Here is a 25,317-nt window from a genome sequence, read left to right as displayed (position 1 = left end):
CTATATCTATTTTAAAGATAAGCGTTATCAAGATTATTTACTTAACAGATATACCATCCATTGCTTAGACTTGCTGGCAACTTGATACCTATTTTTTATTCTTTTTATGCATATCCGTGGCGTTGATGGCGTCACTGACGGAGGAAATGGCATGAGCAAGTTCGCCCTGGAAGACGTACTCAGCGTTCACCACTGGAACGACACCCTGTTCAGCTTCCGCACCACCCGGGAACGCAGCCTGCGCTTCAAGACCGGCCAGTTCGTCATGATAGGCCTGGAAGTCGACGGCAAACCGCTGATGCGCGCTTACTCGATTGCCAGCCCCAACTACGAAGACCACCTCGAGTTCTTCAGCATCAAGGTGCCCGACGGCCCGCTTACGTCTCGCCTGCAGCACCTGAAGGTCGGCGATCAGATCATGGTCAGCCGCAAGCCCACCGGCACGTTGGTCACCGATGATCTACTGCCAGGGCGCAATCTCTACATGCTGTCCACCGGTACCGGCCTGGCACCCTTCCTGAGCCTGATTCAGGACCCGGAAGTCTACGAGCGGTTCGAGAAAGTGGTCCTGGTTCACGGCGTGCGTGAAGTCTCGGAACTGGCCTACGCCGACTTTATCACTAAAGAGCTGCCTGCCCACGAGTACCTGGGTGAGGAAATCGCCGAGAAGCTGGTCTACTACCCGACCGTTACCCGTGAAGAGTTTCACACCATGGGGCGTCTGACCGACCACATCCGCACCGGCAAGATCTTCGAGGACACCGGGCTTCCGCCCATCGACCCTCGCCAGGACCGCGCAATGATTTGCGGGAGCCCCGCCATGCTCGACGACACCAGCGCGCTGCTCGACGAGCTGGGCCTCAACATCTCGCCGCGCATGGGCGAGCCGGGCGACTACGTTATCGAACGGGCTTTTGTCGAAAAGTAAGGTCGAAACGTAACACGCTCAACGGGCAACTCGCTCAGCAGCAGACCGCCGAATAAAAACCCCCGCCACTCGTTGCCTAACAGCAGCGCTTGGCGGGGGTTTTCGTGTTCTGGCGCGCGGGGCGTTATACCGCGTCTTTCCCGGTCTCGCCGGTACGGATACGAATCACTTGCTCGAGCGGCATGACGAAAATCTTGCCATCGCCGATCTTGCCGGTATTCGCTACCTGGGTGATCGCCTCGATGACCTGCTCGACCATGTCGTCGTCAACTGCCACTTCGAGCTTCACTTTGGGCAGAAAATCGACCACATATTCAGCGCCCCGGTACAGCTCGGTATGGCCCTTCTGACGACCAAAACCTTTGACTTCGGTGACGGTAATGCCCTGTACGCCAATGTCGGAGAGCGATTCGCGCACGTCATCAAGCTTGAAGGGCTTGATAATGGCAGAGATTAGTTTCATTGCGAGATCCTCTAGCTGGGTAGCCATGGTAATGGAAGATAACAAGCCCAGCGCGCTGCTCGTTATCCGTTACCTATCAGCATACACCGCTACCGGCGCAGAATAAAAAAAGCCTCCCCGAAGGGAGGCCAGTGACGAGCGCTTGTGCTCACCTGATTGGCATTGAATTACTTCTTGATACCGAATTCAGGGTAGGCTTCAAGACCGCACTCGGCGATATCGACGCCTTCGTACTCATCTTCTTCGCTGACCCGAATTCCCATGATGGCTTTCAGGATCAGCCAAACGATCAGGCTGGCAATGAAGACCCAGGCGAAGATGCCCACGATACCGATAAGCTGAGGGCCGAATGATGCGCCATCATTACTCAATGGCACGGCCAACACGCCCCAGATACCGACGACACCGTGAACGGAGATGGCACCGACCGGATCGTCCAGTTTCACTTTATCCAGCGTGACGATGGCGGCCACGACGATCAGACCACCAATGGCGCCGATAATCGTCGCGCCCAGCGCTGAAGGCGACAGCGGGTCGGCGGTAATGGCAACCAGGCCAGCCAGCGCGCCGTTGAGCGCCATGGTGAGGTCCGCTTTACGAAACCACAGCTTGGCGAGGATCAGCGCGGCGATCACACCACCCGCGGCCGCAGCGTTGGTATTCACGAACACCTGAGCGACGTTGTTGGCGGAATCGACAGCGGCCAGCTTCAATTCAGAGCCGCCGTTAAAGCCGAACCAGCCCATCCACAGGATGAAGGTACCCAGCGTCGCCAGCGGCATGTTGGCACCCGGAATCGCATGGATGGAGCCATCTTTGCCGTACTTGCCCTTACGCGGCCCCAGTACGATAACGCCTGCCAACGCGGCTGCCGCACCGGCAAGGTGCACGATGCCCGAACCGGCATAGTCAGAGTAGCCGACTTCGGCCAACCAGCCGCCGCCCCAGGTCCAGTAGCCAGACACCGGATAAATCACGGCAGTCATCACCACGGCAAACGCCAGGAAGGCCCACAGTTTCATGCGCTCGGCGACCGCACCCGAGACGATCGACATCGCGGTTGCTACAAAGACGACCTGGAAGAAGAAGTCGGAACGCATGGAGTAGTAAGGTGCGTCATCGCCACCGGCGGTAACCGCATCCACGCTATTCTCAGCTCCGATCAGGAAGCCCAGATTGGGCAGGAAGCCACCGGCGTTGCCGGAGTACATGATGTAGTAGCCCACCAGCAGGTACATGGTGCAGGCAATCGCAAACAGCGCGATATTCTTGGTGAGAATTTCAGCGGTATTCTTGGAACGCACCAGGCCAGCTTCCAGCATGGAGAAGCCAGCGGCCATCCACATGACCAACACACCGCAGATCAGAAAGTAAAACGTATCGAGCGCGTAGCTCAGATCAGTCAACTCATTCATTGTAAGTTCCCCGTTGAACTAAAGAAATGATCCGTAACGTCAGGTTTAAACGGCGTCCGCACCGCGTTCACCCGTCCGAATCCGAATGACGTCCTCAAGCGGCGTGACAAATACCTTGCCGTCGCCGATCTTGCCGCTGTTGGCCGCGCTGCAGATCGCATCGAGCACGCTTTCGAGGCGACCGTCGTCGACGGCGACCTCGACTTTTACCTTGGGCAAGAAATCGACCACGTATTCCGCGCCGCGATATAGCTCGGTATGGCCTTTCTGGCGGCCGAAGCCTTTGACTTCAGTGACGGTAATGCCCTGAACACCGTTGTCGGCCAGTGCTTCGCGAACGTCGTCGAGCTTGAATGGCTTGATAATGGCGGTGATGAGTTTCATCCCGAATCTCCCCTGCTGGATTAAGGAGCGGCCGAGCCGCCCAAAAAAAGTGCCTGCTCCACTAATGCGCATACCGTGCCATCTGATTTTTTTTACTTATATTTCATTGCTTTAAATGCAATAGAGTGAGGCATGCTGGCGACTCACCGCCAGCAACACGCGCTAACAAGTCGGCTATTGCACCAAAATTGATCAAAGGCAAAACGCAAGCGCCCCACTGTAGGGCATGAACGGGAGGCACAAATTAGCCCAAGAAGCATGCGAATCCCGCCTGGGTTGCGTATCCTGATAATTAGATAGCCGTATCGAGACATTGACCGATAGGAGAAAGCCATGGCGCCTCAAGACCGTATTAGCCGACTCGCCCAGCAAATCGGTGACCGTTTGCAGAACGCTTCACAAGCGCCCGAAGATATCCAGAAGGGGGTCCATCAGGTCGTGCGTGGGGCCTTCGACCGCCTGGAGCTGGTGTCCCGCGAGGACTTCGATATTCTGATGGACGTATTGCAGCGCACCCGCTCACGGGTAGAAGCACTGGAACGCCAGGTCGCAAGCCTGGAAGCCGCGGTGGATGCCCAGGCAGCCGATGCCTCGACGCCCGTCGAAGCCGAGGCACCGCCGCTACCCACAGAGCCCCAGTCGGATTCCGATGACGCCGACAGCAAAGGCGATGACGACACATCCAAATCGTCACAATGAATGCGAATAAATATCATTGACTATTAATGTGCACATGGTAACGTAATTCGCATCCAATGATGCGGGCAATGCATCAATGCCCCATTTTGATGCATTGCCGAATTTCACCGTTACCGTGATGCACGCATGACCACCGCCACCTTCGGTCCCCAAGCCAGCCAACCGCTTTATGAGCTAACGCCAGGGACGCTTGCCCAGCTAGGCCAGCGTTTCGGTATCGACTATCGCATTCGCAATGCCCCTGCCGGGGCGAGCGTCGCCACCGGCAGCGTTCGCGATGTCGCCCTGCCTCAAGCCATGCACTTGACGCTTTCCGACCTGTGCGTTAACTGCGCCTATAGCTCGGCCTCCCGCCAGACGGCACCCTGGTTTATCAGCGTGGTACTGGAAGGCCATATAAGCGCCCGCCTGGGCTCCCAACGCATCGAACTTAACGCGGGCGACGGCATGTGCGTCCACTTTACTGCCGAGCAGCCGCTTACGGTTTTCCAACCGGCCCAGGCAAGGCTGCACACGGTAAATCTGGCAGTGCTTGCCACCAACCCTCTGGACCTGCCATCGGCTCCCCCCACACCGGGCTTGTACCCTTGGCGCTTGTCGACCGCCTTCACGCAACTATTAAGCGATACCGCCGCCGAGCCGCTGGCCAACTGGCGCCAGCCACTGATCTGGCAAGGCCTGGCCCTCCAACTGCTGGGTGAAGGATTACCGAATTACGCCCGGCAAGACCCGGCTACACCGCTGGCGGCAAAGGTGCCGCCGGTTATCCCGGCCCGTGACGAGGCGCGCTTGGCCGCCCTCCATACCCAGTTGGCGTCCCATCCCGAGCGCACGTACTGCCTCAGCGACCTGGCAAGAGAAGTGGCGATGAGCCCAAGCAGCCTGCGCCAGAAATTTCGTGCCCGCTATGGCTGCTCAATTTTTGATCACCTGCGCCAATGCCGCCTGGCACGGGCCTATCAAGCCCTGCAACGAGGCATGAGCGTTCAGCAAGCCGCCCACACTTGTGGCTATCGTCACGCCACGAATTTCGCCACGGCGTTTCGTCGCCGCTTTGGCATCGCCCCTCATGACGTCATTTCACAGCGCGCCCCCAGATGAATTTGGCATTGCGCATAGCCAATTTGGCAGACCGCATACCTACTGCCTGCATTAAAAAGTAACAATTCTCATTACTAGAACTATTAAGGGATCGTTACCATGCCAATTTCAGCTTGCCACTTCCGCCCATCGCTGCTGGTCATTGCCGTCGCCATGGCCAGCAGCGCCCCCTTTGCCGCCGCTCAGGAAGCCCAGCGCGACAACCTGGGCACGGTGACCGTCACCGCTCAGCAGGCGGCCACCAAGGTGGAAACGCCGTCGATCGAAATACCCCAGAGCGTATCGACCATTACCCGCGCAGATATGGACAAACGCGGGATTAGCACCGTACAGCGGGCGACCGACTACACGCCCGGGGTCTACAGCAACCAGATCGGGGCGTCGAACCGTTTTGACTACCTGGTACTGCGCGGCTTCTCCGATGGCAGCTTGAGCAACACCTTCCTTGACGGCCTGAAACTCATCGGCGATACCAACTCGCATAGCTCCCTGCGCGTAGACCCCTGGTTTCTGGACAGCATTGAAGTGGTCAAGGGCCCCGCCTCGGTACTCTACGGCCAGGCCTCGCCAGGGGGCGTGGTGGCACTTAACAGCAAGCGCCCCGAGTTTCAGTCCGGCGGCGAGCTACGTTTTCGTGTGGGCAATAATAATCAGCGCAGCGCCGCCTTTGACCTGACCGGCCCACTCGGAGAAGCACAGCGCGTCGCTTACCGCCTGGTAGGCATTGCCAGCGCCGCCGATACCCAGTTTGGCCCGACAGAGGAGGAACGCTACGCCATTGCCCCCTCGCTTACCTGGGATATCAGCGACGCCACCAGCCTGACGCTGGACGCCTACCTGCAGGACGAACCCGAAGGCGGCTACCATTCCGGCGTGCCTTACGAAGGCGCCGTCGTTCCGCGCAACGGGCGCAAGATCAGCAATAACTTCTTCGACGGCGAGGAAGACTACGAGGCCTATGAGCGCACCCAGCGCATGGTGGGTTATGCCCTGGAACATCGTTTCAATGACGACTGGACCGCGCGCCAGCAGCTGCGCTACCTCAATTCGGATGTCACCTTGAATCAGGTCTATGGCTTTGGCTGGACGTCACCCACATCCAATGAACTCGCCCGTTACTACTCCGGCAGCGAGGAATCGCTCGACGCCTGGACAGTGGATAACCAGCTTGAAGCCAACCTTAACGATGGCTTTATGGACCACACCGTGCTGGTCGGGGTCGACTATCAGCAGCGCGACAACGACGTCAGCTGGCCATCAGGCGCATTTCCCTCGCTGGATGCGTTCAACCCGACGTATGGCGCAGAGCCTACGGCGATGTATGCAACGACCAACGAACGCCACGAATTGGAGCAGACCGGGGTTTACCTGCAAGACCAGATTGCCCTCGATAACTGGCGCTTCACCCTGGGCGGACGCTACGACTGGGTCGACATCGACAATACCAACCAGGATACCGGCCAATCGAGCACCCTCGACGACACCCAATTCAGCGGCCGGGCCGGGGCCGTCTACCTGTTCGACAACGGCGTTGCCCCCTACCTGAGTTACTCCACGGCCTTCACCCCCACCAGCTTTGTGGATGCCGACGGCGACCTGCTGGCCCCCATGGAAGGCGAGCAGTGGGAAACCGGGGTGAAATATCAGCCCAACGATGGCGCCAGCCAGTACAGCGCCGCCGTGTTCCACATCAGCCAGGAAAACGTGGCCACCAAGGAACAGCCCACCGACCCTTACCGCGCAGTGGGTGAAATCGAGTCCCAGGGCATCGAGCTGGAGGCGCGTACCCAACTCACCGATGCGCTGTCGCTGCAGGCCGGGTACAGCTTCACCGACATTACCTACGCCAAGAGCGATGACGGCAACGAGGGCAATGATGCAATTTATTCGCCACGTCATCAGGTTCAGCTCTGGGCGCAGTATGCGTTTAACGACGGCTGGCTGAACGGTGCCGACATTGGCGCAGGCGTACGCCACTACGCCGACATTGCCGCTGACCGCGACAATACCGAAACCGTGCCCGATTACACCCTAGTCGACGCCACGCTCGGCTACGACCTTGGCGAGGCCGGTATGCCAGGCGTCGAGACCCGCCTCAACGTCAGCAACCTGCTGGATGAAGAATACGTCGCCTCGTGTAATTCGCTCGAGTACTGCTACTTCGGCGCCGAACGCGGCATTACCGCCAGCGTGCATTATCGGTTTTAATGTTGGCGTTTTAACGTCGGCGGCTTTAAATCAGGCACGTCAGCACCGCGCCCAGGCACTCGCCTGGGCGTTTTGTTTGCAAACAATAAATATTATCGTTTAAATACAGGCCTTATTTTCCATTGAAGTCGTCATGATGCGCTGCTCCGCTGTGCCTTCCCTGCTCACTCGTATTGGCCTGGCCGTCATGTGCCTGCTCGGCGGCTCGCCCGCCCAGGCGCAACTGGCCACCATCGACTGGACGGTGGCTGAAACCTTGATTGCCCTGGACGCCCCCATTGTCGGTGGCGCCCAAAAACAGGCCTACCATGAATGGGTGGGGGAACCACGGCTGCCCGGCGAAACCGCCGACCTGGGCCTGCGCAGCCAGCCCAACATGGAGCTGCTGGCAAAGATACAACCCGAGCGGACCCTGATATCGCCCATGTTTGCCGGGTTAACGCCGCGCCTGGAAAGGATTGCGCCCGTCACCTCCGTCGAGCTTTACACACCCGGCAGCGACACCTGGGAAGAAATGCAAAGCATCACCGAGCAGATAGGCGAACTGGCGGACCGCACACCTCAAGCGGCGCAACTGATCGCGCAGACGCATGCACTGATGGCCCGGCTGCGTGACGAACGCCCCGACACGGCGCCGCTGTTGATGATCCAGTTTATGGATGCCCGCCACGTGCGCGTGTTCGGTGATAACAGCCTCTATAACGCTGTGCTGGAACAGCTTGATCTGCCCAATGCCTGGGATCAGGAGACCAACGCCTGGGGCTTTTCGCTGGTCGGCGTCGAGGAACTCGCTCGCTATCCCGAGGCCACCCTGGTGATCGTCGACCCACTGCCCACCGGGGTCGAGGCGCAACTCGCGGAAAGCGGCCTGTGGCAGCAGCTACCCAGCGTCAAGAACGACCGACTTTTACGCCTGCCGCCGGTATGGAGCTTTGGCGCACTGCCCTCGGCGCAGCGCTTCGCCAGGGAACTGGTCGCCGCGCTGGAAGACGCGCCCAAGGAAACGCTAAGTCCGGAGTGAGCGCGGGCTGTGCCGCACCGCGCATCTGGCTACTCACCCTCTGATAAATACGGTAGGTTAATCAGCATACGGTAATTAACAACCAGCGAGGGAACGCGCATGACGCTTGCCATTGTGGCGACACGGGCCGGGGTCGGCCTGGACGCACCGGCAGTGCACGTGGAGGTGCACCTGGCCAACGGTTTGCCCGGCTTGACGTTGGTCGGCCTGCCGGAAACCGCCGTCAAGGAAAGCCGCGAACGGGTGCGCAGCGCCCTTGTCAACGCTGGTTTCGACTTCCCCAACACCCGACGCATTACTCTCAACCTGGCCCCTGCCGATCTTCCCAAGGAAGGTGGCCGCTTCGACCTACCCATCGCGCTGGGCATTCTTGCCGCCTCCGGGCAGATTCCGGTCGACGCCCTGGAAGGCATGGAGTTTGCAGGCGAACTGGCCCTGGACGGCAAGCTGCGGGCGGTACCCGGTATTCTGCCCTTTGCCCTGGCCACGCGGCGCGCCAAGAAGGCACTGATCATCCCCCGCGCCTGCGCCGATGAAGCCGCGCTTGCAGGTGATTTGCCGGTGCTGCCTGCGGACACCCTATGGGATGTCGTTGCCCACCTGCTCGACCAGGAGAAAATCCCGCCCCATCAACTGCCAGCCTCGGTCAAAAGCCCGGCGCCAATGGCCGACCTTGCCGACGTGCGTGGCCAGCAACAGGCCCGCCGTGCGCTGGAAGTCGCCGCTGCTGGCGGCCATAATCTGCTTTTCGCGGGCCCGCCAGGCACCGGCAAGACCATGCTCGCCAGTCGCCTGCCCGGCATTTTGCCGCCACTCTCGGAAGAAGATGCGCTGGCAGTGGCGGCGGTGCGTTCGGTGTGCGGGCTGCCGCTGGAAGCCGACTGGGGCCAGCGACCCTTCAGGCAACCCCACCACAGTTCCAGCGCCGCGGCACTGGTGGGCGGCGGTTCAAAACCCAAACCCGGCGAAATCTCGCTGGCCCACCATGGCGTGCTGTTCCTGGACGAATTGCCGGAATTTTCCCGCAGCGTGCTGGAAGTCTTGAGACAACCGCTGGAAACCGGCGAAATTCATCTCGCCCGCGCCAGCCACGAGCGCCGTTACCCGGCGCAGTTTCAGCTGGTGGCGGCAATGAACCCCTGCCCCTGCGGGCACCTGGGCGATCCACGCAACCGCTGCCAGTGCACCGCCAGCCAAATCCAGCGCTATCAGAACAGGCTGTCAGGCCCGCTGCTAGACCGCATCGACCTACAGGTGGAAGTCCCGGCGCTGCCACCCGAGCAGCTCACCGCACAGACACAAGGCGAATCGTCGGAAGCCGTGCGTCGGCGCGTGATGGCCGCCCGTGAACGGCAAATGGCAAGGGGTGCGCTCAACAGCCAGTTAAGCGGCAAAGCCCTGGAAACCGCCTGCGCGCTAAACGACGAGGAACGCGCCTGGCTGGCCGGGGTGCTGGAAAAACTCAAGCTCTCCGCCCGCGCCTACCACCGCGTGCTGCGCGTCGCACTCACCCTGGCCGACCTGCAGGGTGAACCCAAGCCCACCCAGCCGCATCTAATTGAGGCCATCGGCTACCGGCAGCTGGATCGGATGCTGAAGGGAGCTTAGTATTAAGATTGCCGGATAGCACTAAGGAACCAGGAGGTCGAAATGGCCAAACTACCTAATATCCATCCCGGCGAAATTCTCTATGAAGACTTCATGCAGCCAATGGGGCTAAGCAAAGATGCCTTGGCCAAGCAGATGGACGTTCCTGCCACTCGTATTGGCAAAGTCACTCTGGGGCGGTGCCCCATCACGGCAGATACTGATTTACACCTAGCAGAGGTCTTGGGCACCAGCGAGGGTTACTGGCTACGCCTGCAAAACGCCTATGACCTGGAAGAAGCCCGCCGCCACCAAGTGGCCTGACGGTGGGTGGTATCGCCCATCAACCTCTGGGTGACGGCGGCTGCTGTGACGGCAGCGGCGGCCGCGATGGCTATCACCATCGCCGCCCCGCTCCCAAGCTCGGATTGTTCGTAGTCCCAACTGTCGTGGATCGTCTTGACCTGCCGCCAGTCGATGTCCCCCCGCTGCTAGTAATTATTCCGGCTCGCCCCTCATGTTCTTCAGCTTGTCGCACCGGGCCACGCACTCGAACCACGGCTGACCGGACCAATCCCCGGTATCGTCATGCCGAAACCAGGTCTCGTCCTTGCCGAACCAGTGCGGCCACCGGGGGGTATTCTTCAAATACCCGTAGGCATAGGCCGAGCCATCCGGAAGGATGTAAATACGCTCCAAATATTCGGCACCGATTCCCCCCGGTTCGCAGTGCTCCGGATGATCCCGGCCATCCTTTGTCTGGCGGCACCACGCTTGATCGAACTTCTCGGAACCGACCAGATATTCACCATGCACCTTGTGGGTGACACGCCAGCGGTAGCTTTTCTTTAACGGAGGCATTTTTCTGCCATCGTTTCGTGGATAATTGACATTACTCCGCGGCGCCTCACGATCCTGTTTGACGGCAAAAACCGGATAATCCATGGGATTCACCTGAAACTGCTCGTGAGGCGCGACGAAATCACGCCTATCGCCACTGGTCGCAGCTCCGTAATCGGCCATGGTCGGACAACCGCTGAGGATGGTCATCATGATGATTCCAAGGGGTACCAACGCCCATCGCGGCTGCCTAAAGCGACTAAGGCACGCACGCCAGGAATCAAAGATCCGTCGGGTAGAGTTCAGGATTTGCATCGATAAACGCCTTGTAGTTCTTGAAAGGATGCTGGAGTGGCGCCAGCGGTGCCACAACCGCGTCCGGGTTGAAAAACTTGCCAAGGTATCCCCCGTTTATCACATCCCCCGAGCCGATGGTCAGATGTGCGTCGGGTGCCGCAATATTGCCGAAGGGGAGAGAGAAGAGTTCAGCGTGATCTACCAGCCCGTTACTGGCTAGGTAGTTAGAACTCAACGTACCCAGGCTGTGCCCTGTCAGGGCCTCTCCAAAACCCTGATCAGCCAGATAGGCACGTACCGAAGCATCCGGCAACCCCTGATACCCCAGCGCGATATCAACCGCGTCGAACGGGAGCCCCGGTAGATCGCGGTCCATGACGCCCCGCTCGCCCACGGACTCCGTCAGCGTGAATTCCTGGTCGTCCGACTTGTAACGATTGCCGATACCGGGGAGCTGGTCGCCCGCTATCGAACCGGCCATCAATAGCCAATTCAACTCATCCCCACTCAAGCCCACATCCGAGGCCATCTTTTCGGCGATACGACTCCAGGTTTCTTGCATAGCCATGCTGCCTAACACTTTTCCGGCATCTAGCAGCGTGCCTTGCGAGACCTGTTGGCCAAGATCGGTCATCTTGCTTAAGGGGTTGCCGTAATAGGTACCCGCCGCTAAATAATTAGCCAAGCCTCCGGTTATCGCCCCATGCAATGCCGGTTTCTTCCAGTCTAACCCTTGGCTAGCTGCTCCCGCGGCACTGCCAGCTGCACCGGCAATGGCACCGGACATGGCAGCATTTGCCCATCCAGCCGCCACAGTTTCCGTGGCTGCGGCCCACATAGAGGCGGCACTCGTCGCTCCTGCGCCGGTCGCCGTACCCGACACCGCCCCAATAGCTGAACTCGCTGCTCCCGACGTCATGGCAGCCACGGTGATACTCAAAGCTAATGCAGCAACCTGACTCAATCCCGAATGGCTGTAATCCCAGCTGTCGTGGATCCCCTTGACCTGCCGCCAGTCGATATCGCCCCGCTGCTCCATCTCTTTGAGCCAGGCAAGGTCGGGATTGGCGGCGACCATGGCGTCGATGGTGCGGGTGACGCTACGGCGGTCGACCTGCTCAACGTCGATCTGGAGGCCGTCGGCGGCCTGGAGGATCAGCTCGCCCTGGGCCACCAGTTCGCTCTGGCGCAGCGTTTCGCGGGTGAAGCCTTCGCCGGAGGCGGATTGCCAGGCGAAGCCGCTTTTACTGCACTCGTGGGATTCGGTGTGCATGCGGCGTCGCTACAATCACGAACGACCGAACATGGCACTTAGAGGCATGACCCTACAACAGAAACTGTCCGCTGTGGCCTGAACTCTACATTTAAAGCCCGCTAAAAAAAGGGGGATTACCCGTCTTCACGCAGCCTAAACTGGAGGCGCCCCAAGATAGCGTCGAAGGCGCCATCATCGCGCACTGGCGGAAACGTTCATACACGGTAGACCAGGGGCCATATCGTTCAGGTAAATCGCGCCATTTGGCACCAGAGCATAATATCCAGAAGATACCATTGAGCACTTGCCGATCATCGCACCTGGGTCTGCCTATGGTTTGAGCTGCTGACACAATATCTTCGACCTGTGCCCAACCGTCATCGGGTATCTCGTAACGTCCGACCATCGGTTTTTCCTGTGCTATTGCATGAGAAAAGTTAGCAGATAAGACTTTTCGTAAAAAACCTAGTCAACCACCTTTAACAAGGCTTTCGCCTTATGTCTTAAAGGCTGACTATATTTCTTCTTACCATCAAAAACAGCTTGCAAATATGAATAGAAACCACTTATTTCCTCAGGCTCTTTATCCTTCAGCCAATCAAGAGCACAGCTTACCCAATGCTCCGACCCATTTCTCAACCCAGCCTCAATCAAAGTCATTTCAGGAAATGTCTCTAGCGCATCAGTGCTATTGACCTGATCAACAATACCTTTTTTACCAACCTCCAAGAAAGGAAGCAGTGATAACAAAACCCTGGGATCTGATAGAGACAAACCTAGCTCTTCCCCCCTCACAACAACTGACCAACCAGAAACGTTATTAAACTCTAAGGCTACTCCATCTGCTGTTGAATCAATTCTGATCATTACATCCCCTCCGAATGCCTAACATTCAAACCATATTGACTCATTGTTTCTACAAAATTTTCTCGAAGTTCTGGTGTCCAGTTCTGCCAGAAATGACCTGAAGCTTCGTTGGTAATGAACGCGCCATTCTCAGACCTAGTCAGAATACCACCAACGACTTGGTCTGTTGGAGCATCAATTGACTGAGCCAGCAAGGAATGCTTTCCTGGATAGCTATTACCCTTTACCAAGAAAGTTGATGTTGTTGGATCGAAAATAAATTCGACACCACCTTTATTCGTAGTGAAATTTTGCAGGGCTCCGGTTGAGTGGCTAGCAGGGTTGACACCTAGCACCCCCTCTTGAGGCCCTGACCCCGCCCAAGCTGGTATATCCCTACTCGGCTGAATTGGTAGAGTATCAATGGATACAATTTTGTCTGAAACAACAACATCATCCTGCGCTCTACCCCTAGAAAAGTCCCCCGTTCCCGCCATACCTGACCGGCCTGTGGCAACATTCCTGGCCATGCTCGGCAGACTCGCCGCTAGCCCACCTGCGCCCATCAGCATCGACTGGTTTTCTAGCGCAACGCGTACTCTCAGCCTGTCGGCTTCGTCCGGCTGCCCTGGCAGCTCCAGCGCATCGGCTTGGGCCAACTGTTCGCGGTTACTCTCGGTAATGTAGTTCAGCGGATTGGCAGCAAAGGCCTTTATCTCTTGGCCCATCGCTTGCAGTAGCGCTTGGGATTCTGCATCACCCAACAGCGCTTGCCGGACGAGCTGGCCCATTATGATAGGCGCGCTGACAGAATCTATCGCCATCTCGGTGAGGGCTTCGGCGCCAATACGCTCCATGCGCTGTTGTTGGTGCTGACCATACTGTCTCGCCGTATGGATATACTCAGCAAAGACCGTGTCTCGATCCTCTCGACCCAGTGTTACGTCTTGCCAGCTATTCATGGCCACCTGCAGCAGTGCCCGCTCGTAGCTGCAGGCTTGTACAGAGCCGCCTTGGCCACAGGCTTCCTCTAGCGCCAGGTCACGCGACTGACTAAGCGTATGAATCGCTAGGCGCTCTTCCTTCAGGGTTTAGCGCTGTGCCTCGGTGAGGTTTTCGTCTTCCAGTTGGCGATTGATTTCTTGCAGCCGCTTGGCTTCTGGATGAGCCAGGTAGTTATACCGCGTCCCCTGCGCCGCGATCTCGGCACCCTGGGACGCATCGCCATTCGTCATCTCGGCGGCAATAACGCCGACGACCTGGGAGGCCGCTACCAGCAGACCGGGGTTGACGTTGACCAGCCAAGCCAGACGATAGCCGGGTGTTGTTGGAAAAGCCGTAATTCATTCTCAACTAGGCCATTTCTTAACTACTTCTAAAAAATCACCCAAGGTTTCCTTGGCTTCTTCTTTATATTTGTCATTCCATACCTTATCCCACTTCCTAGGGCTACCATCTTGTTCCCATTCTGCCAAAGCCAATGAATTTACCAACTCCATCTCAAACCAAGCTCGATGATACTGTTCTTGAAATTCTATGCCCATTATGTCGGAAAGAAACTCTGTTTCCACGACAAATTTAGCAAAGCTAAAGACGTCATTCAGAGCAGTTTCAGAACTCTTTTCAATGTACTCTCTACTCATATCACCTACCATACCTAGTTGTCACAACGTCGCCCTTACTATTAACAACAACACTTACATTATTCTTTGGACTGTGAAAAACAGTTGTCCCTCCTCTGCTAGGATAGGACTGTCCATTTCGAATTGTATTTTCTATTACAGAGGGCATTATTCCGCGATCCTGCATTCGATCGAGAGCATGACCAGAGTATTCACGCCCAGCAATACTAGTCGGTGCATTGCGAACAGGCTGGTATTCTGGGCTCTTCGGCTGATTCAACTGGAGGCGCTTACTGCCTAAAGGCAATACCCCAGCCGCCATGGCAGACAACACAGACGCCTGCTCACTATCAAGCCCATGACGGTCCTGAAGGAACTAGGCAAATCCCTCTTGCGAGACGACAGATTCCGCTTCCATATACTGGCCCAGTAAAGGACCAGCATCCAAGCCGATCTGCCACGGGACCTCGCGCCCACCGAAGCCATCCAACGCCTCGCGGAACCGTTCCGAATCGTCGACCAAGTGTTGGTATTCAGCCGCGCAAGCCACTGGGTCTGTGGCACAGAGTGCGATCAACTCGTCCTGCTGGGCGATGCTGAGCGCCCGGTATTTCTCCTGTATCTCGGTACAGTCACCCCGCGCTTCGCAGCCTTCCAGTTCCTCGATATAGTCGTCGACTTGATCATGCCGCAGGTAGTTATACCGCGTCCCCTGCGCCGCGATCTCGGCACCTTGATGCACATCTCCATCCGTCAGTTCGGCGTTGATGATGACGGAGGCCTGGGAGGTAGTGATCAACAGGTGTTGGTTGTTCGCTACCAGCGTGACCAGATACTCCATTAGCTGGCCGTTGGGACACCAAAGCCGAAGGTGCCGGTCCTGAAGGGAGTTTGAGCTACCATGCCAACGTCGAGGGTATAAAGAGCGATCTTATAAAGCTAATCGAACAGAACCCGTAGCATACTTCTGTATTCACTGTACGAACGATGCATATAAAGAATATTAGTACACGGCTTATGGCTTCAAACTTTGCCAGTCCAAGCTTCAGCATGCTTTAAGGTTTGTTCCCCCAACTGTTTTTTGCATTTTTCCCATTGGATTCCGTCAAGCAGAAAGTTATTAACCATAGCTTCGACCATTCCAGTAGCCACAGCTGTTCCTAGCTCTTCATCTTCGCTTACCACCCCTTCCTCCACCAGCCGGAGAATTTTCTGATTAATTTCCAGACTGCGTTCTTCATATTCTTCAGCAAACTTTACACCTATTGTGGCAAATAGGATTGTCAAGGGAGGAGATACAGGTGCCCAGTCCTCATAAACATTATCAGATACAACCTTTAGCGAAGAATCAATAGCAAATAACTCAGTAAGAAACTCTCTATACTTGCGTCCCATCACTCTCCCCCCAATGCATTAGACATATCTTTAATCACATTTTCCGCCGCAGCTCGATCCCCAGGGCTTGCAGTCGGGTTCCTGTCAAGCCATCTCTGCAATGCAATTATCCCATCGCTAGCTTTTGTTGAGTGGAAGCGTCCACCGACGGGCTCACCAGTTGATTTTTCGTATCTGACAGCAGCTGCTGTACTACCGCTACCCAGCTCAGCATTAGGTCGATATAAAGTATTCATGAGCATTGCCAACTCAGGATTTAGTACCCCTGGTTTTTCCATAGACGCACGAAGTGCATCTTTATACGCTTCGTGCCTAGTGCGGTTTGTATTTGCCGATCTTGAATTATACCCCACAGGCATCGCAGCCAGCACTGCCGCCATCTCCGGCGAGACCCCTCCTTCGCTTAATAGCCTCGCAATCGTGGCCTCCCCGAACTGATTCTGCACGCCGATGTTCTCATCGAACAAGGCTTGCATGTAGGGCAAGGCGCCAGAGGGCAGGTCCCACAGGGCGTCGTCCCCGTAGCGGGCGTATTCGCCGTTCGCTGCGGCGAGCGAGTGTTCCTGGCAGGCCGTCAGGTCGGTGCTACAGGCTTCGAGAGCGGCTTGGTTCTGCTCCTCGCTGATGGCCTGATAGCGCGCCACCACATCGGCCATGCAGCTATTGTCGCCGTCGCAGGCGGCCAGCTCGTCCCGCGCCATGGCCAGTTGGTCATGACCCAGATAGTTATACCGCGTCCCCTGCGCAGCGATCTCGGCACCTTGGGAGATATCCCCCTTCGTCATCTCGGCAGCAATAACACCGACAACCTGGGAGGCCGCTACCAGCAAGCCGGGGTTGTCGCTGACCAATTCGGCCAGGTGGTCCACCAGCGCTTCGTTGGCGCCCGCCGCCATCGCCCCAGTACGGAAGTCGCCACCCATGGCCTCCGTTACCATCCCGCCCGTTAGCGCATGCAGGGCGATTTTCTCGGGGCTGCCGTTAGCGAAGCGGTCATCGCTGACATTGCCCACCGCGTTGAACAGGACGCCGGAGGCGACATGCGCCAGGGCGCCCTCAAGGCTGTCTTCGAGGTTGTCGCCCAGGCTGCCACCGTCGATGGCGGTGCGTACACCGGCGTCGATGGCGGCTTGCGTGGCGCGCTGCCCGGCGAAGCGGCCGATGTCGCCAGCCTTGCTGAGGTCCAGCTTGGTGGTGGCGCCGGAGGTGGGATGGGTGGTATCGCCCATCAACTTCTGGGTAACGCCGGCTGTGACGGCCGCGATGGCCGCACTGCGCAGGCTGTCGCTTGATAAGGTATCGCTAAAGGTATCACCCAGGTTGCCGCGATTGTTGACCAGGCTGACCGCCCCGGTGCCAGCCAGCGAGCCCGCGGCGGCACTGGCAGCGACAGCCATCGTACCGGCACCCGCCCCACCCATGGCCGCCAAGGCGTAGTACTGACCGGTGGCTGCGGCGGCAATCGCTATCACCATTGCCGCTCCGCCCCCTAGCCCGGATTGTTCGTAATCCCAGCTGTCGTGGATCGCCTTGACCTGCCGCCAGTCGATATCGCCCCGCTGCTCCATCTCTTTGAGCCAGGCGAGGTCGGGATTGGCGGCGACCATGGCGTCGATGGTGCGGGTGACGCTACGGCGGTCAATCTCCTCCACGTCGATCTGGAGGCCGTCGGCAGCCTGAAGGATCAGCTCGCCCTGGGCCACCAGTTCGCTCTGGCGCAGCGTTTCGCGGGTGAAGCCTTCGCCGGAGGCGGATTGCCAGGCAAAGCCGCTTTTACTGCGCTCGTGGGATTCAGTGTGCACGTCGCTGGCCGTCTCGAAGCGGATGGTGCCGCCACTGGCCAGGGTCAGGTCGTTACCGGCCTCGAGGCGGGCGCCCTGGTAGCGTTGGTCGGCGCCGCTAACCACGGTGAGGTCGCCGCCGCTCTCAAGCTGGCTGCCTTCGGCGCGAATGTCGTTGATTTCGTCACGTTGGTAGCTGCTGCTGAACAGGCCGCTCTCTTCCTTTTCGTAGAGCGAGTAGTCCTGGTCATTGGCGGCGAGCAGTTCGACGTCGCGACCGGCGATCAGGAAGGCATCGTCGCCCGCTTCGGCCTGGCTGGCGATCAGGCGCATATCACGCCCACTGCGCATGGTGAGGTCTTCGCCGGCGACCATCTCGCTGCCCTGCTGGCGCACACGGCGGCTGATCCAGTTAGTGCTGGCGGTATAGGATTCGTGGTGGTCGATATTAGCCGCCGCGGCCAGGGTGAGGTCGCCACCGGCGTCGAGCGCCAGGTCGCCACCGGCTTCGGCACGGCTGGCGATGGCAGTGACGTCGCGGCCCGCCTGGAGGGCGATGTCGTCGCTGGCCTTCAGTTCGCTGCCGACTTGTTCGACGCGGTGGGTATGTGACGCGCGCCACCCCCTATGGGTTTGGGTGTAGGTTTGGTCCTCGGCTGCATCAAGGACGATGTCACTGCCCGCGGTGATGGATAGGCTCGCGCCACTGTCAATCTCGCTGGCGGTCATCCGCACGTCGCGTCCGGCGTTCAACTGGGTGTCGTCGCCACTGCTCAGTTGGCTGCCGACCTGGGTAGTGGTGCGCTCACCGTCGCGTTTGCTGTACCATCGCCGTATAGAGGTATTGTTGTCCCAGTCGTAAGTGGTGTCCTCGCCGGCCTCGAGACGGATATCGCGGGCCGCTGTCACGCCCAGGGCACCGTCGGCGTCGACCGTGCTAGCGGTAAGCCTTACGTCACGGCCGGCCATCAGGGCGGCATCGCCCCCCGCCGTGAGACTGGCGCCGAGCTGCGTGGTGCGTTCGCTGCCTTCCCCGACACCCGCTGCATAGCCATTGACCTGGCGGCGGGCATCGGCCACCGCTTCGCTGACGATATCCCGCCCTGCCAGGAAAGCGACATCGCCCTGACTGGCGATCTCGGCGCGGTTGACGATATCGCGCCCGGCGCTCAGCTCCAGGCCGTCACGGGCATTGATCAGGCCGCCCTGGTCGAGATAGGTGCTATAGGCGCGATCATGACCGGCCGTGACCGCGGTGCGGTCGTTGACGATATCACCCTCGCGCGCCGCCAGGCTAACCTGGCCACCGCGGATCTCACCGGCCAGGGCGTTGCGGATCGAGTCACGGGCGCTCAGCGCCAGGCGCTGGCCCGCCTCGATCAGGCCGCCCTGGAGAACCGAGTCGCCACTGGTCGCGGAGAGATCGTCGCTGGCGCGAATGGTGGCGACGTTGACCAGGTCACCACCTGTGATCAGGTCGATGTCGCGGCCCTGGATCAGGCTTCCGCCACGCACGTTGCGTTCGTCGACCTGGGCGAGATAGAGCACTGGGGCGAGTACCGTCTCGCCGTCGACCTGCTGTTCTTCGAGCCACACGATGTCGTGGGTGAGTGCCGCGGTCTGGGCCGGGGTCAGGCCAACGCCGACGCTAAGCTGAAGGGCATCCCTGGCCGCCACGGCGTTGTCCATCAGTTGGCGGTACTGTGCGTAGTCGTCGCTCAGAGAGTCCTCAAGGAAGCGCTGCCCGGTATTGGCCAGCACGGCATCGCGTACCAGGCGCGACTCGTAGCGCCCATCGCCGAGCAACTGGTAGGCACCATCATCGGTGTAGTCCAGCTTGTCGAGCAGGTAGTCGGAGCCCATCAACCGCTCGGTGCTGGTGAACTCGGGATTGGTCTCAATCAGGTAGCGGCTCTGCGGCGAGGTGTTGCGAACGAAGAGCCCATAGCGTCCCTGCGGCAGGCGGAACGAGGAGAGCTGGGTGGGAGAGACGCGCTCGAAGGGAACGTCGCGGTAGCTGGCTGAGTCGGGATCCGAAGCCCGTCGGTTGAGGGTGATATCAAGTGTGCTGACAGGGCCATCAGTAGCGCTGTTACCCAGGTTGCCATCGATCTGGGTACGGACATTGTTCCTGACTGCTCCATTCTGAATGTTATTGCTGGCGTTGATAGTCACTTGCTTCCCTGCCTGAACGACCGCTCGGGCACCACTTCCTTGAGCTGTACTCGTGGTGATGTCGCTTTGTTGCGTATTCCCATTCAATGGAATTGGTAGTGGCAGAAGATTACCGTGATTATCCCACCCGTCTCGTTGATTCCACTCTGCGACGCTGGAGGAAAAAGTGGCGATAGCTTGATTGGGCAAATAATAAGTGTTCCAGCCATTTTTTGCTTCATTCCTATGCTCAGCCACATAGACTGGCATGGAAAATTCATAGGCCCTTTGTCTATTTACTTTTGATAATCCACCCCCGGAGTTCTGAAAGGTGGCCGAAAAAATTGACACATTGCCATTGCCCAAGATGGAACTATTAGAATTGATGACATTCTTCGCACGAATGGAAATATCGCCGTTCGAAGCAATCACCCCGCTCGCGGAATCTTCCTTAATCTCATATTCGCCAAGCTCATGAACTGTGACCGTATAGTTATAAGAGTCTTTATGTTCATTTCTTTTGTAACAAGATCCCGGCGCATCACATTGATGTGTTCCGAACTCCCGGTCATAGCCAGGAATGAACTGACTATTCACCTCAATACGATTCTCGATCGGATGGAATGCCAGCTCGAATGTATCCTTAGTATTCAGAAAATCATTGGTATAGAAACGAAGCCCCTGCTCGGCCTCGATCGTCCCCGAGCGGTTCTCGAGGCTGTTCGCCTTGGTATGTTGATCGTCACGCGCGAAACCGAGACTGCCCCGGCTGTAGATATCGCCATACCGATTGAAGAGCCGTTGGCCACGTAGGGTCATGTCGCCACCGGCGAACAGCAGGGTGTCTGGGCGGTTGTCGATACGGCCACGGCTAACGAGACGCAGGTCCGCCTGGCTTCCCAAGGTGCCGCGGTTGTTGAGGTAAGCGGTGGTGATGTCGACATCACCGACGCCGGTGAGAAAGCCCTGGTTGTCGAGGTTGCCGCCGAGGTGGTAGGTGGAGGTGTCGCCGCTGGCCAGGCGCCCATCGCGCTGGGTGAGGTGGCGGGCACTGACGGCGAGGTCGCCCTGGGTGGAAATCAGGCCGCGGTTGGTGATGTCGCCGCTGGTGGTCAGGGTAAGGCCGTCGTTAGCGAGCAGTTGGCCACGGTTATCGAGGCTTCCCAGATTGAGGTTCAGGTGACCGGCAGTGGCGATTCGGTCATCGGCGACAAGAGTCAGCTCCTGCTCGAGGTCGAAGTCGAGCGCGCCATTGAACTGCCACTGGCCAATATCGTCGAGTTGGCCTAGCGTCACCTTGCCGCTACCGGTGCCCTGCACCTGGCCACCGGCGTTGGCGAGGCGGTCGGCGGAGATCTGGAACAGGCCACTGCCGGCATGTTGGAGTTGCCCTTGGCCGTTGCGTAAGGTGCCTGCCTCCAAAGTGGCGTTGTCGCTGGCCAGCTCGACTCGTCCATCTTGGTTATCGAAGGTGTCGGCAATGGTGAGGCGGCTATCATCGCCGCCCAGGGCCCGTAACTCACCATCGGTATTGGTCAGTCGTTCGGCGTCCACCGCCAGATTCTCGCTGGCTTCGATTATGCCACTGGCGTTGTCGAGATGACCGGCTTCCAGGCGAACGATACGTCCTGCCAGCTGCCCCTGGCGGTTGTCGATAAACGGCGGGTCGATATCGAGCGTGCCGTTGGCGAGGACCTGGCCGTCGCGATTGTCGAGACCATTGGTCAGGACCATTTTCACCTGGCCATCAAGGCCAGCGATCAGACCGTCATCGGCATTGACCAGGGTGTCGCCGGTGAAGGTGGCGCTGTCACCCTGCAGGGCACCGCCCTGGTTCTGCAGCAAGCCGAAATACGTATCGAGCGCACCGTTCTGGGTGAGCACCAAGCCATTGCGGTTATCGAGCTGCTGCGCGGAGAGCGACAGCCCCTCGGCACCGGCCACAGCCTGCCCACCGTCGTTAACGAAAGTGGCGGTGTCGATAGCGAGCCGCTCCCCGCTCAGCGAGCCGCCTCGATTATCGAGAGTGCCGACCACGCTAGCATCAAGGGCCTGCTCGGCCAGCAGAGTACCATCCCGGTTGTCGAACTCGCCGACGGTTAGCGAGACGTTGCCATTAGCCTGCAACCAACCCTGAGTGTTGTCGAGGGTATTAGTGACGTCGAGAGTGAGGTCTCCTCCAGCAGTGATCTGCCCATCGGCCCCATTGTCAAGGGAGGCGGCTTCGACGGCGATCTCATCGGCCAGCAGGCGGCCATGGTTGTGCGCTTCGGTGGATGTCACCATGAGGCGCTCGGTAGCATCGAGCCACCCATGGTTATCGAGGCGGTCTGCCCGAAGGGTGAGGTCGGCATCAGGCTGGAGGGTGTCATTCTCGATGCCAGCGACGACAGTCCCCTGGTTGTCGATGTTGGTTCCAGCGTCCAACGTGATATCGTCGCCACTGGTCAGGTTGCCGTCGATGTCGAGATTGTCACGGGTGCGCACTGTAATAGCCTGGCTGGCATGAACATCGCCGCCCAGGGTCGCGCGCGTGGCGTTGACCTGCGTCTGTCCGGTGCTGGAGGCATCGGCCAGGCGCAGGTGGCCATTGGCGTCGATGAGGATATCGCCTTCGCTGGCCGCCATATCCCCAGCCAGCTTGACCCCCACGCCACTCTCGGTGCCGATCAGGCGGATGCTACCGGCGTACATGCCACCCAAGGCCGAGGCATCGATGGCCAGTGCCGGGGCCTCCCCCGTGCCCTGGCGCGCCGTGGTCGCCAGGGTCTCGGCGTCGACGTCGTTAGCCCCAGTGATCACGTTCAGGCGATTGGCGTGGAGTTCGGCATTAACTTCGGCGGCTCGGGTGATGATGTCGAACTGATCGACCTGGGTGGCGTCTAGCCCCAGACCTTCGATCGCAACTCGCCCCTGATCGACGGCGAAACGCTCGAGATCACCGTCCTCGATGATGGGCCGACCCGTGGAGAGTGTCACCCGTGGGCTGTTGATGAAACCACAGCCGTTGCAGGTGATGCCGTAAGGGTTGGCCACCACTACATCGGCGCCAGCACCAGCCACTTCCGTATAGCCTTCGAGTCGACTGGGTCGGCCACCATTAACTTCGTTGATAATTCGACGTGCCGCCTGATCGCGCAAGTTAGGGTTGCCGACAATAAGCCCGCCGAGCTGGGTGGACTGCAGTTTGCTAGTGGCGTTGTTGAGAATGACGCCCCTCTCGTCGACGTTGTAGTCAGAGAAGCGGTTGTGCGACAGTCCACTCCCATTGGGGGTCGCGATATCGACCACGGGTACGCCGTTGCCGGCCCGATCCAGGGTAGTGTTGCCCGCGCCGGGAGCGACGGCGATACCGTCGGCCAGAACCACTGCTGGGTGCCAGAAAAGGGCATTGATAATGAGGATGGTGACGTAACGACTCAAGGGGCTACGACTATTCATGGTGGCTGCTTCCCTGCATCACTGTTCGTTTGTTAGTTCCACTAATTTTTTGTGGCCATTCACAGTCCATCGCGACTGGACCTCACCTAAAAGAACGCCTTAACGCTGAAATACACCGGCGCCTCCCGCCGTGGAAACACATCGGGACGTTCCAGTGAATGGCCGACACTGACATTGGCCGCGAGATGCTCACCCCGCAGACCGACGCCCAGAGCATAACCACTGAGCCGACCATGGAGTTCGGGGTTGTGGCGGCCACGGTGGATCACCCCTACATCATAGGCCAGCGATACTTCGAGGTTTTCGAACAGGGGCCGGACACTCTCGAGCGGGTATTGCCAAGTGACCTGATTACGCCAATATCCACCGCTGGCCCCACTCAAGGACTGTTCCTTGAAGCCACGAACCGAATCCTGCCCCCTAGGCTCAAGCGTTGCGGGCTATAGAGGACGTCATCACTCCACTGGCCATGGAGCAGACTCGAAAAACTCAGTGATTGACGGAACAATGAAAAGGGCTGGAGATAGCTCAGTGTCAGGGTCGCCCTTTCGAACTGCGCCGTTGGGGTTCCGGGAGCATTGGCACCATCGCTCTGCGCTCCAAACAGGGTAAGTCCCTTATGCCAGCCGATATCGGTATTGAAGAGTGCGTTGCCGATACGGCGGCCATGGTTGATGCCGATGTTGAGCTCGCTCAAGCGCTGGCTACTCACCCCGATGCGGGCGCCATCGATATAGTTGCGCGTTGATAGGCGACTGATGCCGATGCTCGCTGCTGTCTTGCTGACGCTGTCGCGCCATAACAGCCGTTCGGCCTGCAACCGATGCCGCTCGCTTTTGCCCTCGAGAGTGAAGAGAAAGCCGTTGGCTTCGGCAAGGGTGTGATAATCGCTATTGGTATAGTCGTAAGAGAACGTCCAATAACCATATGGCAGACTATAAGCAAAATGGCCGCTGCTGGAGCCAATATGGGCGCGGTCAGTTACGTCCTGCCCCCATTGAGCGGTAAACTGATCGGCGAGCCCCAAGGGGCTATCCCACTCGATCCCCCCGCGCCACTGTTGTTCGCCGGTTCCCCCGCTACCGTCATTGTTGCGCTCCAGAGAAACGCTTACCGGCCGACTGGCCTCGCTGGAGACCTGAACGCGACTGCCGCCTACCGTATCGCCCGGTATAAGCTCCAAGGTGGCCTGACGTGAAGGCAAGCGATTCAACTGGTCGATCAGTTGCTCAAGATCGCGGAGATTGAGGGCATCACCCACTCCGGTCGGCGAAGCCATGGCCAATTCGCGGGGCGTCGGCGTGTCGCCTGGGCTTTCCAAGGCGTCGATATGCCCTTCGACGACAACCACCCGCAAGCGTTGCCGGGAAAGATCCTGTTGCGGCAGATAGGCACGCGTAGTAACAAAACCACGGTCAAGGTAGGCCTGCGTAACAGCTTGCAGCAGCTCATTGAGGTCATCCACCGTCAGACATTGTCCGATGAACGGTTCTATGATGGTTTGCTGAAAGCCATCACTAAGCAACTCGACGCCTTCAAGGTCAATGACCTTGATTGGCAAGCATTGTGTCTGCGGCGACGCAGGGGGCGTCGACGGTGTTTCACTCCTGCCTGGTAGCCGTTGTAGTTGTTGCAACCGATGACGCTGGTCTTCCAAAAGACGCTGCTGGTCACCGCGAATGAAATTCTGGCTGATAGACCCTGCATTCGCCTCAGGAGGCAACTCGACCGCAATGGCCGTGGCGCTCCATAGATAGAGTGCTGCCAGTGTCAAGCAGCTTCGTAATCCACTTATGACCACGCCGTATTCCCTTACGATAAACTTGATCAATGGGAATAATAACGACAGCCAATAAGAAAACTTTAACACTATATTAGTA

20 protein-coding genes and 3 pseudogenes are annotated in these 25,317 nt (G+C 58.5%); 7 read left to right on the top strand and 16 right to left on the bottom strand.

What is annotated here, in order from left to right; genetic code table 11:
• Positions 1-151 precede the first annotated feature (151 nt).
• A complete protein-coding gene (locus tag NH395_RS07065) occupies positions 152-928 on the top strand; it encodes a ferredoxin--NADP reductase (protein WP_253023500.1) in 777 nt (258 codons plus the stop codon).
• A 124-nt stretch (positions 929-1,052) separates the two neighbouring features.
• On the opposite strand, the gene glnK is transcribed toward NH395_RS07065, so the two are convergent.
• The 3 genes from glnK to NH395_RS07050 all read right to left on the bottom strand — a co-directional run bounded on the left by glnK (position 1,053) and on the right by NH395_RS07050 (position 3,190).
• The gene (glnK, locus tag NH395_RS07060; RefSeq protein WP_066320813.1) at positions 1,053-1,391 is read right to left on the bottom strand and encodes a P-II family nitrogen regulator; all 339 of its coding nucleotides are present in this window, start codon (positions 1,389-1,391) and stop codon (positions 1,053-1,055) included.
• 167 nt (positions 1,392-1,558) lie between these two features.
• Positions 1,559-2,806, bottom strand: a complete 1,248-nt coding sequence (locus NH395_RS07055) for an ammonium transporter (protein ID WP_066320812.1) — start codon at positions 2,804-2,806, stop codon at positions 1,559-1,561.
• 45 nt (positions 2,807-2,851) lie between these two features.
• Entirely contained in the window at positions 2,852-3,190 is a 339-nt protein-coding gene (locus NH395_RS07050; RefSeq protein WP_027337181.1) for a P-II family nitrogen regulator, read from the bottom strand.
• Between the two features lie 333 nt (positions 3,191-3,523).
• Here NH395_RS07050 and NH395_RS07045 point away from each other — a divergent pair, with 333 nt between their 5' ends.
• From NH395_RS07045 to NH395_RS07020, 6 genes are all read left to right on the top strand, one after another.
• Positions 3,524-3,889 (top strand): accessory factor UbiK family protein, encoded by a 366-nt coding sequence (locus NH395_RS07045; RefSeq protein WP_253023498.1) that lies wholly within the window; start codon positions 3,524-3,526, stop codon positions 3,887-3,889.
• A gap of 126 nt (positions 3,890-4,015) precedes the next feature.
• Entirely contained in the window at positions 4,016-4,990 is a 975-nt protein-coding gene (locus NH395_RS07040) for an AraC family transcriptional regulator (RefSeq protein ID WP_253023496.1), read from the top strand.
• A gap of 153 nt (positions 4,991-5,143) precedes the next feature.
• On the top strand, positions 5,144-7,198 hold the full coding sequence (locus tag NH395_RS07035) for a TonB-dependent siderophore receptor (RefSeq protein ID WP_253023658.1): 2,055 nt from the start codon (positions 5,144-5,146) through the stop codon (positions 7,196-7,198).
• Positions 7,199-7,334: 136 nt separating this feature from the next.
• Positions 7,335-8,219: an ABC transporter substrate-binding protein gene (locus tag NH395_RS07030; protein ID WP_253023656.1), complete on the top strand. Its 885-nt coding sequence runs from the start codon at positions 7,335-7,337 to the stop codon at positions 8,217-8,219.
• 99 nt (positions 8,220-8,318) lie between these two features.
• Entirely contained in the window at positions 8,319-9,827 is a 1,509-nt protein-coding gene (locus NH395_RS07025) for a YifB family Mg chelatase-like AAA ATPase (protein ID WP_253023495.1), read from the top strand.
• Between the two features lie 42 nt (positions 9,828-9,869).
• A complete protein-coding gene (locus NH395_RS07020) occupies positions 9,870-10,130 on the top strand; it encodes a HigA family addiction module antitoxin (protein WP_253023494.1) in 261 nt (86 codons plus the stop codon).
• A 174-nt stretch (positions 10,131-10,304) separates the two neighbouring features.
• On the opposite strand, the gene NH395_RS07015 is transcribed toward NH395_RS07020, so the two are convergent.
• From NH395_RS07015 to NH395_RS06965, 13 genes and pseudogenes are all read right to left on the bottom strand, one after another.
• Positions 10,305-10,859 carry a hypothetical protein gene (locus NH395_RS07015; RefSeq protein WP_253023493.1) on the bottom strand — a complete coding sequence of 185 codons (555 nt, stop codon included), beginning with the start codon at positions 10,857-10,859 and terminating at the stop codon, positions 10,305-10,307.
• 67 nt (positions 10,860-10,926) lie between these two features.
• Entirely contained in the window at positions 10,927-12,216 is a 1,290-nt protein-coding gene (locus NH395_RS07010; RefSeq protein WP_253023492.1) for a hypothetical protein, read from the bottom strand.
• 187 nt (positions 12,217-12,403) lie between these two features.
• Positions 12,404-12,604 (bottom strand): annotated as a pseudogene (locus NH395_RS07005) (transposase); the annotation flags it as partial.
• Positions 12,605-12,663: 59 nt separating this feature from the next.
• A complete protein-coding gene (locus NH395_RS07000; RefSeq protein ID WP_253023491.1) occupies positions 12,664-13,065 on the bottom strand; it encodes a hypothetical protein in 402 nt (133 codons plus the stop codon).
• Positions 13,065-14,006, bottom strand: a complete 942-nt coding sequence (locus NH395_RS06995) for a polymorphic toxin type 43 domain-containing protein (RefSeq protein WP_253023490.1) — start codon at positions 14,004-14,006, stop codon at positions 13,065-13,067. The genes NH395_RS07000 and NH395_RS06995 overlap by 1 nt, the downstream gene beginning before the upstream one ends.
• Positions 14,007-14,111: pseudogene (locus tag NH395_RS18470) on the bottom strand (DUF6862 domain-containing protein); the annotation flags it as partial.
• Positions 14,112-14,135: 24 nt separating this feature from the next.
• Positions 14,136-14,279, bottom strand: coding sequence for a hypothetical protein (locus NH395_RS06990; protein WP_253023482.1), 144 nt, complete (start codon positions 14,277-14,279; stop codon positions 14,136-14,138).
• 114 nt (positions 14,280-14,393) lie between these two features.
• Positions 14,394-14,687: a hypothetical protein gene (locus NH395_RS06985; RefSeq protein WP_253023480.1), complete on the bottom strand. Its 294-nt coding sequence runs from the start codon at positions 14,685-14,687 to the stop codon at positions 14,394-14,396.
• 1 nt (position 14,688) lies between these two features.
• The gene (locus NH395_RS18465) at positions 14,689-14,988 is read right to left on the bottom strand and encodes a DUF4258 domain-containing protein (protein WP_366065401.1); all 300 of its coding nucleotides are present in this window, start codon (positions 14,986-14,988) and stop codon (positions 14,689-14,691) included.
• 54 nt (positions 14,989-15,042) lie between these two features.
• Positions 15,043-15,507: a hypothetical protein gene (locus NH395_RS06980; protein WP_253023478.1), complete on the bottom strand. Its 465-nt coding sequence runs from the start codon at positions 15,505-15,507 to the stop codon at positions 15,043-15,045.
• A 182-nt stretch (positions 15,508-15,689) separates the two neighbouring features.
• Positions 15,690-16,061 (bottom strand): hypothetical protein, encoded by a 372-nt coding sequence (locus NH395_RS06975; protein ID WP_253023468.1) that lies wholly within the window; start codon positions 16,059-16,061, stop codon positions 15,690-15,692.
• Entirely contained in the window at positions 16,061-23,437 is a 7,377-nt protein-coding gene (locus NH395_RS06970; protein ID WP_253023466.1) for a DUF637 domain-containing protein, read from the bottom strand. Before NH395_RS06970 ends, NH395_RS06975 begins: the two co-directional genes overlap by 1 nt.
• Positions 23,438-23,523: 86 nt before the next feature.
• Positions 23,524-25,238: pseudogene (locus tag NH395_RS06965) on the bottom strand (ShlB/FhaC/HecB family hemolysin secretion/activation protein).
• Positions 25,239-25,317: the final 79 nt, after the last annotated feature.

The sequence above is a fragment of the Halomonas sp. Mc5H-6 genome (genome assembly GCF_024124705.1).
Taxonomy (GTDB): Bacteria; Pseudomonadota; Gammaproteobacteria; order Pseudomonadales; family Halomonadaceae; genus Vreelandella; species Vreelandella subterranea.
The sequence above is the reverse complement of the archived record's forward strand: the minus strand, read 5'-3'. Positions and strand labels throughout refer to the sequence as shown.